Source organism: Mesorhizobium sp. YL-MeA3-2017 (assembly GCF_030814575.1).
Lineage (GTDB): Bacteria > Pseudomonadota > Alphaproteobacteria > Rhizobiales > Rhizobiaceae > Mesorhizobium > Mesorhizobium terrae.
Window position 1 is genome coordinate 1491886 of the sequence record NZ_JAUSVH010000001.1, and the last position, 18046, is coordinate 1509931.

At 64.8% G+C, this 18046-nt stretch carries 17 protein-coding genes; 10 read left to right on the forward strand and 7 right to left on the reverse strand.

Annotated elements, in window-relative coordinates; genetic code table 11:
- Positions 1-118 precede the first annotated feature (118 nt).
- Genes QFZ88_RS07060 through QFZ88_RS07075 form a run of 4 tightly spaced genes read left to right on the forward strand, consistent with a single transcriptional unit; the run spans position 119 to position 6921 of the window.
- On the forward strand, positions 119-1123 hold the full coding sequence (locus QFZ88_RS07060) for an AAA family ATPase (protein ID WP_024925536.1): 1005 nt from the start codon (positions 119-121) through the stop codon (positions 1121-1123).
- On the forward strand, positions 1123-2040 hold the full coding sequence (locus QFZ88_RS07065) for a DUF58 domain-containing protein (protein ID WP_024925537.1): 918 nt from the start codon (positions 1123-1125) through the stop codon (positions 2038-2040). Before QFZ88_RS07060 ends, QFZ88_RS07065 begins: the two co-directional genes overlap by 1 nt.
- Positions 2037-4847: a DUF4159 domain-containing protein gene (locus QFZ88_RS07070; RefSeq protein WP_024925538.1), complete on the forward strand. Its 2811-nt coding sequence runs from the start codon at positions 2037-2039 to the stop codon at positions 4845-4847. The genes QFZ88_RS07065 and QFZ88_RS07070 overlap by 4 nt, the downstream gene beginning before the upstream one ends.
- A 1-nt stretch (position 4848) precedes the next feature.
- Positions 4849-6921, forward strand: coding sequence for a membrane protein (locus QFZ88_RS07075; protein WP_024925539.1), 2073 nt, complete (start codon positions 4849-4851; stop codon positions 6919-6921).
- A 192-nt stretch (positions 6922-7113) separates the two neighbouring features.
- Here the strand turns inward: QFZ88_RS07075 and QFZ88_RS07080 are convergent, their stop codons facing one another.
- The 3 genes from QFZ88_RS07080 to QFZ88_RS07090 all read right to left on the reverse strand — a co-directional run bounded on the left by QFZ88_RS07080 (position 7114) and on the right by QFZ88_RS07090 (position 8147).
- Positions 7114-7329, reverse strand: coding sequence for a hypothetical protein (locus QFZ88_RS07080; protein WP_024925540.1), 216 nt, complete (start codon positions 7327-7329; stop codon positions 7114-7116).
- Positions 7330-7581: 252 nt separating this feature from the next.
- Positions 7582-7839, reverse strand: a complete 258-nt coding sequence (locus QFZ88_RS07085; RefSeq protein WP_024925541.1) for a hypothetical protein — start codon at positions 7837-7839, stop codon at positions 7582-7584.
- Between the two features lie 32 nt (positions 7840-7871).
- Entirely contained in the window at positions 7872-8147 is a 276-nt protein-coding gene (locus QFZ88_RS07090; protein ID WP_244431128.1) for a hypothetical protein, read from the reverse strand.
- Between the two features lie 264 nt (positions 8148-8411).
- Here QFZ88_RS07090 and QFZ88_RS07095 point away from each other — a divergent pair, with 264 nt between their 5' ends.
- Positions 8412-9131 carry a response regulator gene (locus QFZ88_RS07095; protein WP_024925543.1) on the forward strand — a complete coding sequence of 240 codons (720 nt, stop codon included), beginning with the start codon at positions 8412-8414 and terminating at the stop codon, positions 9129-9131.
- Positions 9128-10531 carry an ATP-binding protein gene (locus tag QFZ88_RS07100; protein WP_024925544.1) on the forward strand — a complete coding sequence of 468 codons (1404 nt, stop codon included), beginning with the start codon at positions 9128-9130 and terminating at the stop codon, positions 10529-10531. The genes QFZ88_RS07095 and QFZ88_RS07100 overlap by 4 nt, the downstream gene beginning before the upstream one ends.
- Here the strand turns inward: QFZ88_RS07100 and QFZ88_RS07105 are convergent.
- The 4 genes from QFZ88_RS07105 to choX form a co-directional block, all read right to left on the reverse strand.
- The gene (locus QFZ88_RS07105) at positions 10528-11145 is read right to left on the reverse strand and encodes an alpha/beta family hydrolase (protein ID WP_024925545.1); all 618 of its coding nucleotides are present in this window, start codon (positions 11143-11145) and stop codon (positions 10528-10530) included. The genes QFZ88_RS07100 and QFZ88_RS07105 overlap by 4 nt on opposite strands.
- Before the next feature lie 48 nt (positions 11146-11193).
- Positions 11194-12375, reverse strand: coding sequence for a choline ABC transporter ATP-binding protein (gene choV / locus QFZ88_RS07110; RefSeq protein ID WP_024925546.1), 1182 nt, complete (start codon positions 12373-12375; stop codon positions 11194-11196).
- The gene (gene choW / locus QFZ88_RS07115; protein WP_024925547.1) at positions 12372-13226 is read right to left on the reverse strand and encodes a choline ABC transporter permease subunit; all 855 of its coding nucleotides are present in this window, start codon (positions 13224-13226) and stop codon (positions 12372-12374) included. The genes choV and choW overlap by 4 nt, the downstream gene beginning before the upstream one ends.
- 125 nt (positions 13227-13351) lie before the next feature.
- Positions 13352-14287 (reverse strand): choline ABC transporter substrate-binding protein, encoded by a 936-nt coding sequence (gene choX / locus QFZ88_RS07120; protein WP_024925549.1) that lies wholly within the window; start codon positions 14285-14287, stop codon positions 13352-13354.
- 207 nt (positions 14288-14494) lie between these two features.
- Between choX and QFZ88_RS07125 the strand changes: the two genes are divergently transcribed.
- The 4 genes from QFZ88_RS07125 to QFZ88_RS07140 all read left to right on the forward strand — a co-directional run bounded on the left by QFZ88_RS07125 (position 14495) and on the right by QFZ88_RS07140 (position 18035).
- Positions 14495-15106, forward strand: coding sequence for a thymidine kinase (locus tag QFZ88_RS07125; RefSeq protein ID WP_024925550.1), 612 nt, complete (start codon positions 14495-14497; stop codon positions 15104-15106).
- A 126-nt stretch (positions 15107-15232) separates the two neighbouring features.
- On the forward strand, positions 15233-15574 hold the full coding sequence (locus QFZ88_RS07130; protein ID WP_373426400.1) for a c-type cytochrome: 342 nt from the start codon (positions 15233-15235) through the stop codon (positions 15572-15574).
- Positions 15575-15712: 138 nt separating this feature from the next.
- On the forward strand, positions 15713-16801 hold the full coding sequence (locus QFZ88_RS07135; protein WP_024925552.1) for a hypothetical protein: 1089 nt from the start codon (positions 15713-15715) through the stop codon (positions 16799-16801).
- An 88-nt stretch (positions 16802-16889) separates the two neighbouring features.
- On the forward strand, positions 16890-18035 hold the full coding sequence (locus QFZ88_RS07140) for a hypothetical protein (RefSeq protein ID WP_024925553.1): 1146 nt from the start codon (positions 16890-16892) through the stop codon (positions 18033-18035).
- Positions 18036-18046 lie beyond the last annotated feature (11 nt).

Below are 18046 nucleotides of genomic sequence, written 5' to 3' on the forward strand. Positions count from 1 at the left end.
TGTCAGCTATACACGGTCAAATAAGCTCGGGGTCAGAGCCCGGCGAAGGCCGAATCGCCGTACGATGAACGCGCATATGATGCGGGCCGGCGTCCTCAACGACAAGGATCGATGCCTGATGAGCGTGATGGTCAAGGAAAGCCCGATCGACGAGAAAGAGATGATCGCCGCCGCCGAAAAGGCGCTGGCCGACATCTCGCGGGTGCGCGACGGCGTCGGCCGCGTCATCTTCGGCCAGGAAAGCGTGATCGAACGCGCCCTGGTGGCGCTTCTGGCCGGCGGCCACGCGCTGCTGGTCGGCGTGCCGGGCCTGGCCAAGACCAAGCTGGTGGAGACGCTGGGCGTGGTGCTCGGCCTCGATGCCCGCCGCATCCAGTTCACGCCCGACCTGATGCCGTCCGATATCCTGGGCTCGGAGGTGATGGAGCAGGACGAAAGCGGCAAGCGCTCGTTCCGCTTCATCCGCGGACCGATCTTCGCTCAGCTCCTGATGGCGGACGAGATCAACCGCGCCAGCCCGCGCACGCAGTCGGCGCTGTTGCAGTCGATGCAGGAATACCATGTCACCATCGCCGGCGCCCGCCACGACCTGCCCGCCCCCTTCCATGTGCTCGCCACGCAAAATCCGCTGGAGCAGGAAGGCACCTACCCGCTGCCCGAGGCGCAGCTCGATCGTTTCCTGATGCAGATCGACATCCTCTATCCCGAGATCGAGGCCGAACGGCGCATTCTGCTGGAGACCACCGGCATCGACGAGGCCAAGCCGCAGAACATGCTCGATCCCGCCCGGTTGCGCGATATCCAGACGCTGATCCGCCGCATGCCGGTGCCCGAGAGCGTCGTCGAAGCGATCCTCAAGCTGGTGCGTTCGGCGCGGCCCGGCCAGGGCAATGCCGAAACCGACAAGCATGTCGCCTGGGGTCCCGGCCCGCGCGCCAGCCAGGCGCTGACGCTCTGCGCCCGCGCCCGCGCGCTCTATGACGGCCGCCTCGCCCCGTCGGTCGACGACGTCAAGGCACTGGCCGAGCCGGTGCTGCAACATCGCATGGCGCTGACCTTCGCCGCCCGGGCCGAAGGCATGAGCGTGCGCGACGTGGTGGCGAAACTGACCAAAGGGCTGTGATGGCCAGGATCGGCGAGGCACAGGCACCGGTTGCCGCGCATGACGCGCTGGCAAGGGGCCGCCTGCGCGCATCGCTGGTGCCCGATCTGCTGGTCGAGGCGCGCCGCATCGTCAACACGGTGATCGCCGGCTGGCACGGCCGCCGCAAACGCGGCATCGGCGAGGATTTCTGGCAGTTCCGACCCTATGTCGAGGGCGAGGCGGTGGCGCGCATCGACTGGCGCCGCTCCGCCCGCGACGACCACACCTATGTGCGCGACCGCGAGTGGGAAGCCGCCCACACCGTCTGGCTGTGGGCCGACCCGTCTCCGTCCATGCTCTACAAATCGGCCGGCGCGAAAGTGTCCAAGCAGTCGCGCGCGCTGGTCCTGACACTCGCCATGGCCGAACTGTTGTCGCGCAGCGGCGAACGCATCGCCTGGCCGGGCGTCACCGACCCGTTCACCAACCGCAACGGCGCCGAGCGCATCGCCGCGCGCCTTGCCCATGCCGCGGTTTTGCCGGCCAGGCCCGACCTTTCCGGCATACGCCGCTTCGCCGACGTCGTGCTGATCAGCGATTTCCTTGACCCTGTCGAGGAGACGTTCGAATGGCTGGACGGGTTGGCCCGGCGTGGCGCGCGCGCCCATCTGGTCGAGGTGGCCGATCCCGCCGAGGAGACATTCCCTTATGCGGGCCGCACGGAATTCACCGACCCCGAAACAGGCGAAAAGCTGATCGCCGGTCGCGCCGAAGTGCTTTCCGAGGACTATCGCAGGCTCTATGTCGCCCGCCGTGAGACACTGGCGGCCTGGGCCAAGCGCCTGGGCTGGAGCTACACCGTCAACCACACCGACCACCTGGCTTCCGAAGCGCTGGTGCGGCTGCATATGGCGCTCAGCGTCGATGACAGCCACCTCGGAAGGGTCGGCGCATGAGCTGGCTGCCGCTCTCCTTCGGTGCGCCCATGGTGCTGTGGGGCCTCGTCGCCCTGCCCGTCATCTGGTGGCTGCTGCGCTTCACGCCGCCGCAGCCGCAGAAGGAAGTGTTCCCGCCGCTGAAGATCCTGGCCAGGGTGCTACGCTCGGAGGACACGCCGAACCGCAGCCCGTGGTGGCTGACCCTGCTGCGCCTGCTGATGGCCGGCCTGGTCATCTTCGCGCTGGCCGACCCGGTGTGGAACCCGCGCGAGCGTATCCCTGTCGGCGGCAGCCTGCTTGCCCTCGTCGTGGACAATGGCTGGGCGAGCGCGCCCGACTGGAACAAGCGTGTCGCTACCGCCGAGCGGCTCATCAACGATGCCGAGAAGAAGGAGATGCCGATCATCCTTGCCTTCACGGCGGAGAAGGCGAACCAGCAGATCGGTCCCTACAGTGCGGGCGATGCCCGCAGCCGCCTGAACGCGGTGCAGCCGCGCCCCGTGCCGGTCGACCGCGAAGGTGTTTTCCTGGCCGTCGCCAACACGATCGGCCAGAGGACCGGCGCGACCATCGCCTTGCTCACCGATGGCCTCGCCGCCAAGGATGATGACAAGGCTTTCGCGACATTGCTTGCGGCCAAGCCCGCCAACATCGTCTGGGCCGCGCCGGATCGTCTCGATATGGTCGGCTTGACCGCGGCCGACAACGGCCTCGATCGCTTCAGCGTCACCGCCATACGCGCGCCCGCAGGCGTGCCACGCGCCATGACCGCCGGCGCATTCGACGAAAAGGGCCGGCGTATCGGCGACGCTGCCCTCACCTTCCGACCCGGCGAAGCGGTAGCATCGGGCGAAATCGTCGTTCCCTTCGAACTGCGCAACGATTTCGCCGCGATCTCGCTGGACGGAGAAAATCACGCCGCCGGCGTCCGACTGCTCGACGGGACGGCAAAGCGCCGGCGCGTTGCCTTGCTGTCTCAGGCACCGACGGACGATACCAGGCAGCTTCTCTCCCCGCTCTATTACATCCGCCGCGCTCTTGAGCCATCGGCCGACATCATCGAACCGAAAAGCCCGGACCTCCAGGAGGCCATTCCGCAGCTTCTGGAGCAGAAGCCGGCGGTCATCGTCCTGGGCGATGTCGGCACCGTGCCGGACGCGGTGCGCGAGCCGCTGATCAAATGGATGCAGAATGGCGGCACCTTGATCCGTTTTGCCTCGACGCGGCTGCTTACCGCCGGCAATGACGACGAGTTGCTGCCGGTGAAGCTCAGGCTCGGCGAACGCCTGCTGGGCGGCGCGCTTTCCTGGACCGAACCGCAGAAAGTGACCGAGTTCCCATCGAACGGCCCGTTCGCGAAACTCGCGCCGCCGCAGGACGTGACCGTCTCGCGCCAGATCCTGGCCGAACCGACCCCGACCTTGGCCGAACACACATGGGCGACGCTGGCCGACGGCACCCCGCTGGTGACGGCCGACAGCCGCGGCAAGGGTATCGTGGTGCTTTTCCACATCACCCCTTCGGCGACGTGGTCGAACCTGCCGATTTCAGGAAGCTTCGTGGAAATGCTGAGAGCCATCGTCCAGCTCTCGCGCAACCAGGGCGCTGTTGGAGCATCAACGGAAAACGCGCCCGCCGCCACTTTGCCGCCCTACCGGATGATTGGCGCCGACGGCCAGATCGGGCCGCCAAGCGGTGAAGCAAAGCCCTTGCAAACCGGCAAGGCTCCGCTGCCCGTGACCATAGAGAACCCACCCGGTCTCTACGGTACCGAAAACGGCGTATTCGCGCATAATCTTTTGCCGGCGGATGCGACATTGGCGCCGATCAGCCGCCCGACGGTATCGATCCCCGTCGTCACCGAAAGCTACGCCGTCGACGAACAGCAGGACATCAAGGGACCGCTGCTGTTCGCCGCGCTTGCACTGTTGATCGTCGACGGATTGGTCGTGTTGTGGCTGACCGGTCTCTGGCGCCGGGCGGCCGGCCGGATGACGGCGGCAGCCGTCGCGCTGATCATCCTTCCCGCGCTGTTCCTGCCCGTACCGCCCGCCTTCGCCAGCGACGCCAAGCCCGGCGATCAGCAGGCGATCGACGCTGCCACCGTGACGCGGATCGCCTATGTGCTGACCGGCAATTCCAGCATCGATGCCGTTAGCCGCGCCGGAATGGGGGGGCTTACCCGTTTCCTGCGCGAAAAGACCGCGCTGGAACCCGGCGACCCGACCGGGGTCAACATCGAAAGCGACGACCTCGCCTTCTACCCGCTCATCTACTGGCCGGTGGACGCCAATGTCCCGGTGCCGTCGCAATCCGCGATCGCCCGCATCGACGAATATATGAAAAATGGCGGCACGGTTCTGTTCGACACGCGCGACCAGTTCGCCGCCACGCTCGACGCTTCCGCCAGTCCGGCGACGCAGCGCCTGCGCGATATTCTGGGCACGCTCAACGTGCCGCCGCTGGAGCCGGTGCCGTCCGACCATGTGCTGACCAAGTCGTTCTACATCCTGAACGAGTTTCCGGGACGCTATGCGGGAAGCCCGCTCTGGGTCGAGGCCTCGCTCGAGGCCAGCAACCCCGGCAACCGCCCGGTGCGCACCGGCGACGGCGTGACGCCGATCATGATCACTTCGAACGATTTCGCCGGCGCCTGGGCCGAGGACGAAAACGGCAATCCGCTCTTTCCGACCGTGCCGTCCGACCCGATGCAGCGCATCTATGCCTTCCGCGCCGGCGTCAACATCATCATGTACATGCTGACCGGCAACTACAAATCCGACCAGGTGCACGTGCCGGACCTGCTCGAACGGCTTGGTCAATGAGATGAACTGGTCGCTCGCCTTCGAACCGCTCCTGTCCTGGCCCCTGCTGGCGGCGATGCTGGTGCCGCTGGCGCTGCTTGCCGCTGTCGGCCTGTGGTTCCGTCAGCGCGGCGCAGTGCTGCGCCTTGTAGCCCTTGCCGCGCTGGCGCTTGCCCTGTTCAACCCGGTGTTCCTGGACGAAGATCGCGAAGCGCTGAAAAGCGTCGTCGCCGTCATCGTCGACCGCAGCCAGAGCCAGGACATCGGCGACCGCACCGCCCAGACCGACGCCGCCGTTGCCGGCCTGAAGGAACGGCTCGCCCGCTTCAAGCAGTTCGACGTGCGCGTCGTCGAGGCCGGCAAGAGCGGCGCCGCCGAGGAACGCACCGAGACCCGCCTGTTCTCGGCGCTCGACGGCGCGCTGCGCGACGTGCCGCCGTCGCGTGTCGCCGGCGCGGTGATGATCACCGACGGCGAGGTGCACGATGTGCCGGCCGGCCGGCCGGAGTTCAACGCACCGCTCCACGCGCTGATCACCGGCCACGAGAACGAAAAGGACCGCCGCGTGCGCTTCGACAAGGCGCCGCGCTTCGGCCTTGTCGGCAAGCCGCTCGACATGACCTATCGCGTCATCGCCACCGACGGGCAGACCGGGCCCGTCGACGTGCGCGTCTCCGTCAACGGCCAGCAGGTCGCGGTCGAACGCGCCTTCATCGGCCAGGAAATGCCGCTGCAGGTGACGATCCCCAGCGCCGGTCGCAACATCGTCGAACTCACCATCCCGAAGGAGGATGGCGAGTTGACCGACATCAACAACCGCGCGATCGCGCTGGTGGACGGCATTCGCGAAAACCTTCGCGTCTTGCTGGTCTCGGGCGAACCGCATGCGGGCGAACGGACCTGGCGCAACCTGCTCAAATCCGATGCGTCGGTGGATCTGGTGCATTTCACCATTCTGCGGCCGCCCGAGAAGCAGGACGGCACGCCGATCAACGAGCTGTCGCTGATCGCCTTCCCGACACGCGAACTCTTCGTCGACAAGATCAACCAGTTCGACCTGATCATCTTCGACCGCTACCAGCATCGCGACGTGCTGCCGATCCTCTATTACGACTACATCGCCGAATATGTCGAAAAGGGCGGCGCGCTGCTGATCGCGGCCGGCCCCGAATATGCCGGACCGAGCACGATTGCCCGCACGCCGCTGATGTCGGCCCTGCCCGGCATGCCGACCGGCGAGGTTATCGACAAGGCCTTTTATCCACGCCTGACCGAACTCGGCCAGCGTCACCCGGTCACCCGTGGGCTTGAGGGGTCCGAAGCCAGTCCGCCGCGCTGGGGCCGCTGGTTCCGCACCATCGGCATCGATCGGCCCGAGGGCGAAGTGGTGATGAAGGGAGCCGAGGACCGCCCGCTTCTGGTGCTCGACCGCAAGGGCCAGGGCCGCGTCGGCATGCTGCTTTCCGACCAGGGATGGCTGTGGGCGCGTGGCTTCGAAGGCGGCGGCCCGCATGTGCAGCTCTATCGCCGCGTCGCGCACTGGCTGATGAAGGAACCGGAGCTGGAAGAAGAACGGCTGACCGCCGACGGTCGTGGCATGACGCTGGAGGTGCGCCGCCAGACGATGAGCGACGATCCCGGCGCCGCCCGCATCATCACCCCTTCCGGCAAGCCGCTCACCCTGACCTTGCAGAAATCGGAGCCGGGAATCTTCAGCGGCAGCATGGAGGTCGGCGAAATCGGTCTCTATCAGGTTGCCAATGGCGACCTGACCGCGCTTGCCCATGTCGGCCCCATCAATGCGCCGGAATTCGGCGATGTCGTTTCCACGGAGAGCAAGCTGAAGCCGGCCACTGAGGCCACCGGCGGCAGCGTGCGGCGCCTCGTCGCCGGCACCGGCAGCGACATCGCGCTGCCTTCGATCGTGCCGGTGCGCGGTCAGGCCGAGGCTGCCGGACGCGACTGGATCGGCTTGCGCACCACCGACGACAGCGTGCTGAAGGCGGTGTCGCGCGTGCCGCTGTTCGGCGGCTTCCTCGGGCTCGGTCTGCTGCTCCTGGCGCTGGGCAGCATGTGGTACCGCGAAGGCCGCTAAAGCGATCCGGCAAGTATGACAGGGAGCCGCCGCTTCGGTTGCTCCAGCCAAGCTATCCGAGACGACGGAGATAGCGCGCCGTAACGACTTTAGATCAGCTTGCGACACGCCCGCCAAACGACAAGAAGGCCGCGCTCCGAAACCCCGGAGGCGGCCTTCTTGTCGATCCCGCCCGTGGCGGAAGCCGTATGTTTAGGCGGCCTTCTTGGCAGCCGCGTAGTGGTGACGATGATGCTTGCGGGCGTGATGCTTCCTGTGGTGCTTGCGATGATGAGCGCGGTGATGATGCTTCTTGTGCATCACGTGCTTGGCAGTCTCGGCGGCATTGGCCGAGCTGGCGCCGACGATCGGCATCGAGAAGGCAAGCGCCACGGCGAGGCCGAGGGCCGACAGAAGGGACTTTCTCATGGACGTGTTCCTATGTTCCTGGTTGAGCGGGCCAGTACCGGTCGCGTGTCCGTTGGGAATCGGTCGCCGCCGGCAGGGATTACCCTGGCGCATGGGCCGGACAGAGGGGGCGCCTGACGAATAGTCGCCCGGGCTGCACGTCGAAGCGTCGTTTCCGCTGAGGCCCGCATGGCCGCGGCGGGTCGGGAGACCGCAAGACCGCCTTCGAGAGGGGGGACGCCGAAGGCGGTCTCGAGGTTAGCCAAGGACGATTTACATCGTCTTCTTGGCTTCGGCCTTCTTGGCAGCCTTCTTGTGCTTCTTCACAACTTTCTTCTTGGTGACCTTCTCGACCGGCTTCTTAGCGGTCGCGGCCGGAGCTGCGGTGGTGGTGGTGGCAGCAGCCGGAGCGGTCGTCGTGGTCGTGGTCGCCGTGGTCGAAGCAGCGTTCGCGGCGGTCGTGCCGAGAACCGGCATCGAGAAAGCGAGAGCAACAGAGAGGCCGAGAGCGGAGAGGATGGTCTTCTTCATAATAGGCTTCCTTTTTCAGTTTGGGTCGAGCTTCACTGACTGGGATCGTCAGGTGTCACTCCAAGAAGCTTCAAAGCGGTGGCGTAGGTCCGGATGCCCTGGGCCTGCTTGCGGTCCGCGCAATACCGGGTCGCCTTCTTTTGAAGCACCTTTGCCTGGGCGACCTGAGCCGCCTCGGCGTGGGTTTCGATGGCCTCGTCGAGTTGTTGACTTAGCCGGTTGCAACGTTCGCTGCGGGTGATGGGGGTGTCTGCTTGCGAGTGTCCGACGGCGGACATGACAAGCGAAACACCGAGCATCGCAGCCATCCATCCATTCGAACATCTTTGCATCGTCAGTCCCTGCGTTCCCCGTTTGCGAGGCGCCGCGACCGGTGTTCTGGCCGCTGCGAGGACCCTTATCGCATCGGTTTTTTGCGTCAGTTTTTCCCGGATGTTGAATTTTGTTTCTGGATTGTTTCTGAGGAGGACGCGCCTTCGAAACGCCGCAGCCGCTGGCCAAGACGATCGGGCAACCCTATCCTAAGGGCGAAACCAACTGCCTCCCCGGCAAAGCATTGCGATGGGTATCTCGTGAAATCCGATGCACACATTCTGATCGTCGACGACGACAAGGGCATACGCGACCTGCTTCAGGAGTTTTTCGAGAAGCGCGGCCTGCGCACCTCGGTGGCCCGCGATGGCAACGAAATGGAAGCCACGATGCGGCGCAACCAATTCGACCTGGTCATCCTCGACGTGATGCTGCCGGGCAAGAGCGGGCTGGAACTGTGTCGCGAGCTGCGCAACACGAACCAGGCGCTGCCCATCATCATGCTGACCGCCGTCAATGAAACGACGGACCGGGTGGTCGGCCTGGAGATGGGTGCGGACGATTATGTGCCGAAACCGTTCGACCCGCGCGAACTGCTGGCCCGCATCCGCGCCGTGCTGAGGCGCAACAACGCGACTGAGGCCCCAAGGCAGCAGCCGCGCCAAGTCTACCGCTTCGCCGGCTGGACGATGGATTGCTCGCGCCGCCGGCTGATCGCGCCGGGCGACGTGCGGGTGGAACTGACCGCGGCCGAATTCAACCTGCTGCACACATTCGTCAAGAGCGCGCAGCGCGTGCTCACCCGCGACCAGCTCGTCGAATTGTCCGGCGGCGACGTCGGCATCAACTATGACCGCAGCGTCGACATCCTGGTCAGCCGGCTCAGGCGCAAGATGGAAGACGACCCGCGCACGCCCAAGCTGATCCACACGGTGCGCAGCGGCGGCTACCAGTTCATTCCCGAGACCACCTCCGAATGAAGCGGTTCCTGCCACAGACCCTGCCCGCCTGGGTTCTGCTGATCGTGATCGCCGCGCTTTTGATGAGCCAGGTCGCCACGCTCTACATCGTGGCCAGGGACCGTGCCGCCGTCGCCGACATCGTCGACTACTACCGGCTGAACGATCGCGCCTATTCGGTCGTCCAGTTGCTTTATGCGGCCACCCCGGCGGACCGCAAACGCATGGCTTCCGGTGTTGCTAGCACCAGCTATGCGATGACCGTTTCCGACAGCCCCGTCGTCACCTCTTCGATCGCTCAGAACGACCAGCTGGCGGAACTGGAGGACATCCTCGTCAGCCGCCTGGCCCGCTTCGGCGTCACCGAGGCAAGGGTGCGGCGCGACGAGGCGACCCAGCCCGAAAAACCCGTCCGCAAACCCGGCTCCGATGCCGGCGAGGTGGAGAAGGATCTCCTGAGGCTCGCGGCCGGCTTCGCCGAAAGCGACAAGCTGACCGCTTCGATCGAGTTCTCCGACGGCCAATGGCTGAACTTCACCGAACCGATCATTCCGCCAGGCCCGGTGCTGAACCCCGAGAGCCTGCCGCTTTATGCCATCGTCGCCGGTCTCGTCGTGGCGATGTCGGTCTGGTCGCTGCGCCGCCTGACCGCGCCCTACCGGGTGATGGAAACGGCAGTACGGCGCATCAGCAACGACCTGAAGAGCCCGCCCATATCGGAGGCCGGCAGCCGCGAAATCCGCGCAGCGGCCCGGGCGATCAATTCCATGCAGTCGCGGCTGCGCGAATATGTCGAGGATCGCGAGCAGCTCGCGGCGGCGCTGGCGCACGACCTGCGCACGCCCCTCACACGCATGCGGCTGAGGCTGGCGCTGCTGCGCAAGTCGAAGCTGCACGACGACCTCGCCCGCGATTTGAGCGACATCGAGGACATCGCCCGCTCCGTCATCGATTTCGCCACGTTCGAAGTGGCGGAGGAGAAAAGCGAGCGCATCGATTTCCTGTCACTGGTCGAATCCGTCGCCGACGGCTTCCCCCAGGTGACGCTCGACGACAACGGCACGCCGTCGCGCGAACTGATCTGCCTGGCGCGGCCGGTGGCGCTGCGCCGCTGCGTCACCAACCTCATCCAGAACGCGGTGACTTATGGCCAGAAGGCGCATCTCAGCCTGCATCATTCCAACAGCCAGATGGCGCTGCTGATCCGCGACGAAGGCCCCGGCATACCGCAGGCCAAGCTGGATGCCGTATTCAGCCCGTTCGTCCGGCTGGAGAAATCGCGCAACCGCGAAACGGGCGGGCTGGGCCTCGGCCTGACGATCGCCCGCAACATCGCGCGGGCCGCCGGCGGCGAAATCTATCTGTCGAACCATCCCGAGGGTGGCCTGCAGACTGAGCTGCGCCTGCCGCTCGCGGTTTAGCGCCAGGCAGCGACCCGGCCGGTCGCCTCATCCAGATTGTCGGCCAGCGTACGACCGGAAGCCTTACGAGGCTTAAGGTCATGGTCGCCGTCGGGCAGCCACTGGACGGCGATTGTCCCAGCGAGCTTGTAGCTAGCCACTTCCTCGCGAATGCCGAAGGGGTCGCGTTCGCCCTGGCAGATCAAAGTCGGGCATTCCATTGCGGCGAGGTGAGCGGTTCTGAGCTTGTCTGGCTGGCCTGGCGGGTGGAACGGGTAACCGAGGCAGACGAGCCCAGCGATTTTCCCCGTCCTGAACAGTTCGTCGGCGACCATGCTGGCAACCCGCCCGCCCAGCGACTTGCCGCCGATCAGCAACCTGCCGCCGGTTGCGGCAGCAGCGACGGCCTGTCGATATTCGTCCAGAAGCACCTCGGCGCGAGGCGGCGGCTTGCGCTGGCCGGACCGTCGCGCCGCCATGTAGCCGAACTCGAAACGCAGGGTGCGGACGCCTTTGCCCGCCAATTGCGCAGACACGGCATTCATCCAGTCCGAATCCATCGGCGCTCCGGCGCCGTGGGCAAGCAACAGGGTGGTGCCGGCGTCCGCCGGGCCGTCATCGAGAAACGAGATCATGCCAATCCCTTGCGTTCGTTCGGCACACCGGTCCGGAAAGACACGAACCTATCGGCGCAGAACCGCCGAGAGAACATCGCGAATGCCGATGGCGCCGACGAAGCGCGACTGGTCGTCGAACAGCGCCACCGGAGCCGTTTGCGAGCGGTGCATGGCCAGCATCACGGTCTTGAGCGGCGTGCCGGGCGTTGCCCAGAACACCTGCGCCGCCTCGTCGGGCTGGCGCTCGACCTCGGTGCAGGAAACCCATACCGCCGGCTTGCCGTCGCGCTCGGCGGCGGCGACCAGGCCATGCTCGTCGATCTTGAAACGCGTGGTCTTGCGCCGGTCAAGCCAGATCCAGCCTTCCTCGGCCTGTTCGAGATCGCGACGGTCGCGCATGACGTTCCAGGCGGTGAGCACCGAGAGCGGGTTCACATTGGCAATGAAGTCGCGGACATAGTCGTTGGCGGGCCGCAGTACGATGTCCTCCGGCGCGCCGGACTGCACGATGCGCCCGCCCTCCATGATGGTGATCGTGTTGCCGATCTTCAGCGCCTCTTCGAGGTCGTGGCTGACGAAGATGATGGTCTTCTTCAGCGTCTTCTGCAGCTGCAGAAGCTCATCCTGCAGCTTGGTGCGGATCAGCGGATCGAGCGCCGAAAACGGCTCGTCCATCAGCAGGATCGGCGCTTCGGTGGCGAAGGCACGCGCCAGGCCGACGCGCTGCTGCATGCCGCCCGACAGTTCATGCGCGTATTTCTTCGACCACGGGTCGAGGTTGACGAGCTTCAGCTGCTTGTCGACCCGGGTCTTGCGCTCGGCGTCCGGCACGCCGGCGAGTTCGAGGCCGAGGCCGACATTTTCCTCGACCGTGCGCCAGGGCAGCAGGCCGAATTGCTGGAACACCATGGCGACCTGATGCTGGCGCAGCTGCCGAAGCGTCGCCTCGTCGCAGGAGACGACGTCGACCATGCCGTCGCCGTTCTTGACCATGACCTGGCCGCGGCTGACGATGTTGAGCCGGTTGACGGCGCGCAACAAGGTCGACTTGCCCGAACCGGACAGGCCCATCAGCACCGAAATCTCGCCCTCGTTGACGGTGAGGTTGGCGCCCGCGCAGCCCAGCACGTTGCCGGTTTGCTCGAGGATTTCGGCGCGGGTCGCTCCCTTGTCGACCATTGCCAGCGCGTCGGCCGTGTCCGGACCGAACACGATATCGACATTCCTGAAATCGACGGCGACGCTCATTTCTTGCCTCCCACGCCAATGCGCGTCATGCGGTCGAGCACGATGGCCAGCACCACGATGGCAAGGCCGGCCTCAAGACCGAGGTCGATCCTGCGCGAGCCGAGCGCCCGGTTGATTTCAGTACCGAGACCGCCGGCGCCGATCAGCGCGGCGAACACCACCATCGACAGCGACAGCATGATGCACTGGGTCAGGCCCGCCATGATGGTCGGCAGCGCCGCCGGCAGCTCGACCTTCCATAACAATTGCCGCTTAGTGGCGCCGAAGGCCTGGCCGGCCTCGATGATCGAGGTCGGCACCGAGGTGACGCCGAGATGGGTCAGGCGCACCGCAGTCGGGATGACGAAGATGATGGTGACGATCAGGCCAGGCGCGTTGCCGAGGCCGAACAGGGTGAGCACCGGGATCAGGTAGACGAAGGTCGGCAATGTCTGCATCAGGTCGAGCACCGGCAGCATCACCTTGTAGACCTTCGGCTTGTGCGCGGCCCAGATGCCGAGCGGCACGCCGATCGCCATCGAGGCGGCAGCCGCGGCAACCACCAGAACTAGCGTCTGCACGGTTTGCTTCCATAGGCCCTGGTTGATGATGAAGAGCAGGCCGAGGAACACGCCGATGGCCAGCACCTTCGAGCGCTGCAGCCACCAGGCGAGCAGCGCGATCAACAGCACGACGAGGACCGGCGGCATGACCAGCAGCAGGCTCACGATGCTGTCGAGCAGCGTGTTCAGCCCGTTCGAAAAGCCGCGGAAAATGCTGTTGAAGTTATCCGTGAGGAAGGTGAAGAACGCCTTGCCCCACGCGCCGATCGGTATCTTCCAGGTCACCAGGAAGTTTGAAACCGGATCCATCTGCCCTCCCATCTCGCGCCGCCGTCCGCCCCGCACGAACGATCATCTTGTCACAGGATATGGAAAAGGGCAGCCCCCGGCCGGGCGGCTGCCCCCTTTGCGTCGCCCGCCAGGGGCGAGATCGGTCAGCCGCCGATCGCAGTCTTCACGGCCGCAGCCGCGTCGCTACCGTCGAAGGCGGTCACGCCAGTGAGCCAAGGCTTGACCGCGTCGGGGTTCTTCTTCAGCCATTCGGTCGCGGTCTTGTTGGCATCGCTGCCCTTCAGGATCGAGTCCATCATCTGGCCTTCCATATCCAGATTGAACTTCAGGTTCTTGATGAAGGCGCCGGCATTCGGGCACTCCTGAAGGTAACCCTTGCGCACGTTGGTGGAGACGGTGGCGGCGCCAAAGCCGGAATTGCCCATGCCGTCGAGATAGGTGATCTTCATGGCGCCCATCACCGGATGCGGCGTCCAGCCGAGGAAGGCGATCCACTTGTTGTCCTTCATCGACTGCTCGGCCTGGGTCAGCATGCCGGCTTCAGAGGACTCGACCAGCTCGAAGCCCTGCAGATTGTCGGCGGGGTTCTTGATCATGTCGAGGATGATACGGTTGCCGTCATTGCCGGCCTCGATGCCGTAGATCTTGCCCTCGAACTTGTCCTTGAACTTGCCGAGATCGGTCAGCGTCTTGACGCCGGCGTCGGCGACATAGGACGGCACGACGATGCCGTAGCCGGCGCCGGTGAGGTTCTGGCTGATCGTTTCGACGGAGCCTTCGGCGGTGTAGTCCTTGATGTCGTTGGTCATCGACGGCATCCAGTTGCCGAGGAAGACGTCGAGATCCTTGTTCTTCAGCGATGCATAGGTGACCGGCACCGAAAGCTGGATGACCTCGGGCTGATAACCGAGCGCGGTCAACAGCACGGAGGCCACGCCCGTGGTTGCCTGGATGTCGGTCCAGCCCACATCCGACAGACGGACCTTCTTGCAGCTCTCCGCATCCCCGGCGAAAGCCGTACCGGTAGCCAGGAAGGCCGCAAGGCTCATTCCTGCGACGAAAGACTTCATACGCGACATGAACTTTCTCCCATTGTGTCTGTTCGGCGAAGCGGAATCCGACGCCTGGCCTTGTTATGTCAGCCAAACACCATTCTTGTGCCGTTTCAAGCACCACGAGATACGATTGACGGCGCGCATTGGCCGATCAGCGACACGGCTAAGCTTTTTTGGTGGACGGCCGAAAAGCGCCCCTCGCAGCCGCGTACAACTTCTGCATAAAGGGCCATGGCAAAGCTCTATTTCAACTACGCCACCATGAATGCCGGCAAGACGACCATGCTCTTGCAGGCATCCTACAACTATCGCGAAAGCGGCATGACGACGATGCTGTTCGTCGCCGGCCATTACCGCAAGGGCGACACCGGGCAGATCTCGTCGCGCATCGGGCTCGAAGCCGAGGCAGAAATGTTCCGCGACGGCGACGACCTTTATGCCCGCATCGCCGAACACCACGAGCACACCACCGTCCATTGCGTCTTCGTCGACGAGGCGCAGTTCCTCGAGGAAGCGCAGGTCTGGCAATTGGCCCGCGTTGCCGACCGGCTGGGCATCCCCGTGATGTGTTATGGCCTGCGCACCGATTTCCAGGGCAATCTTTTCACCGGTTCGCGCGCCCTCCTCGCGCTCGCCGACGATCTGCGCGAGGTGCGCACCATCTGCCGCTGCGGGCGCAAGGCGACGATGGTCGTGCGGCTCGGCCCCGACGGCAAGGTCGCCAAGCAGGGCGAACAGGTCGCCATCGGCAAGGACATCTACGTGTCGCTCTGCCGTCGCCACTGGGAGGACGAGATGGGGCGTGCCCAGCCGGACGACTTCATCGGCTTCACGCGGCCCTGACCGCGGCGAACGGGACTCTGGCCGCCGCAACACGACGCTGATACGGTTGGCCAACCGATCCGAGGAAGACCCATGACCCGCCAGGCGCTCGGCCCAGCCATCGCATTGATTTCCGTGCTGATCTCCATGCCTTCCTTCGCCGGAGGCGACGCAGCGGCCGGCAAGAAGGTCTTCACCCGCTGCATGGCCTGCCACGACGCCACCTCCGAGCAGGACAGGGTCGGCCCGCATCTCTTGGGCGTCATCGGCCGCGCCGCCGGCAGCGCGCCGAGCTATCTGTCACGGTATTCGCAGGCCATGAAAGACGCCGGCGGTGGCGGTCTTGTCTGGAGCGAAGCAACCCTGACCGACTATCTGCGCGCGCCGAAGGCGAAGGTGCCGGGCAACAAGATGGGCTTCGCCGGGCTCAAGGACGATGCCGACATCGCCAATGTGATCGCCTATCTCAAGGCCGACCCCAAGCCGTAAGCGGCGAACGAAAGACCACCGACATCGGCCGCATTGCGGCGAAAGCGCCTGGCCTGTCTTTCAATCGCCAATCGCCCCCCATATATTCGCCGCAACCTGTCGCGTGCAGGTCCGTGTTGACACCGCTAGGGGGACCCGATGGCGACATTGCAGAATTTCGACACCGAGATTGCCAAGACCAAGCAGGTCGTCGAGGAGATGCGCTCCAAGATCGAGCAGTCCGGTAGCGTGCTCGACACGCTCGCCAAGGCCGACAAGAAGATCGGCGATGCCAATTTCGACATCGAGAACGCCCGCATCGACGACGTGCTGAAACAGCAAAAGACGATGGAAGCCAACATCGCCGACCTCATCATCGGCCTCGAGGACGCCACCAACGTGTTCGGCGCCGAATTCGAGAGCATGAAAAACTACACCGGCTGGGAAAACTTCGTCGGCATCTTCTCGGCCCAGAAGAAGCAACGCCTGCGCACCGACCGCGTGCGCAACATGTCGCTGGCCGGCAACCTGCAGGAACTGCTGGCCAAGTCCGACACCATCGTCGGCATCCTGAAGGCGCAGAAGCAGGTGCTCGACCAACGCTACAAGACCTCCGAGGCCAGCCTTTCGCAGGTGATCGAGCGCCGCAAGGCGACCATGACCGAGCTGGAAGCCGTGCAGAAGCGCATCATGGAACTGAACCCGATGCTGCTCGACGTCGAGAACAGGATTGCCGCCTCGACCAGCCAGAAGGATCGCACCGCGCTGGAGAGCGAGCGCTCCAAACTGGCCACCGAATACAACGAGCGCCAGGCCAAGGAGCAGGAATTGCTGGCGGCCAGCCAGACGCTGGAGCGCTACACGTCCATGTTCCAGACCTTCGTGGATTCGCTCAACAACCAGATCGCCGCGCAGTCGACGCTGATCAACAAGCTGACCATCGATACCGAGCAGCGTATCGTGCTCTACAAGGCGCTGGAGGATTCGCTGAAGACAGCCGCCCAGCAGGATGTCGCCCACAAGATCAACACACTGGGCTCGCAGGTCGACACCACGGCTGAGGAGACCATGGCCGGCATCGGCGCCGCCGCGCAAAAACACATTGGCGACCTGCTCGAGATGCATGAGAAGAACATGGTGGCGACCGCCGACATCCAGCGCCGCAAGAAGCTGGCCGACGATGCCTTTTCGCGCCGCTTCGAGGATGTGATGAAGAAGCACAACGCCGCGAACTACGTGCAGTCCTGACCACGACACGACAGGACTGTCCGCATTCAATGCCTTCTTCCGATCGCCCCCATAGCCGCCATCCCTTCGCCTGGAAGGGAGTAAAGCCATGACCGTCGAGACCGAAGCGGCCGAGCGCTATTTCTCGGCCATCACGGCCGCCCTGTCGGGGCTGGAAATCTTCATGCGCGACGACCGCTCGCCGCTCTACCGGCACGGCATCGTCGCCAAGATCGTCGCCGAATACATCGCCCGGCTCGACAAATCCTTCACCTGCTGGCGCAACCGGCTGGGCTTCATGGAGACGTTCAAGATCTCGCGCGCCGAAAGCGGCTATCCGGTGTTCCAGAACCTGCTCGAACTGGAAAACGACCGCCGGCAGGCCGATAGCCGGCTGGCGACGATCCCCTCGGCCCGCGAACTGCGCGCCGAGATGGCCGACTTCATCCTGCGCCACAAGGAGTTTCCGGCAGCGCTCCAGAAGTCGATGGCCGAGCGGCTTTACCTGGAAGACATCAAGAGCGGCGAGACCTTCGCGCCCTTCTCCCTGGCGCAGACCGCCAAGGTCTCGGTCAATCCGAAATCCGGCCTGCCCTATTATCTCGTGCATTGGGCAAGCTTCGACGGCACCGCCAATTTGCCGCTGATCTATATGGCGACCGTCGAGGATTCCTCCGACGGCATCGTGCGCCAGCTGGTCGACAAGGACGGACGCCTGAACGAGAAGGTCGAGATACCGCTGCCCGTCGACGGCCTGCTCAACCCCGACCTTGCCCGCCGCTTCGACGACTTCACCGAAAAGAACTCGTCCTACTCGCTGGCGCCGCTGACCATCGCCGTCAATCTCGACAAGGATTTCGAGCCACTGCATCCAAAACAGCTGCGGCGCGTGGTGCTCGGGCCCTTCTATTCGGCCGGCATCACCGACAACAATTCGACCGTCACCGAGGTGCTGGCCAAGGTGCGCAAGCCCGAAAATGCCTGGCTGCTGACCTGGACGATCCAGGAGGTCTATTCGAAGGGCGAGAAGCCCGGCCGGCGCGGCCTGTTCTCCAGCGAGAAGACCACGCAGGAGTTCTTCATCAACACCGACGATCTCGAAGCGACCCGCCAGGGCGTTTCCAGCTACGAGAACCACGCGCTTGTGCCGCACGAGGCCTATCAGGCGCTCTACGCCGCCGGCGAGGCGCAGAAGATCTTCGGCGGCTACAAGGTCCATATCCTGTCCGGCGGACGGGTGATTTCGGATGTGTAGCGACCATCCGA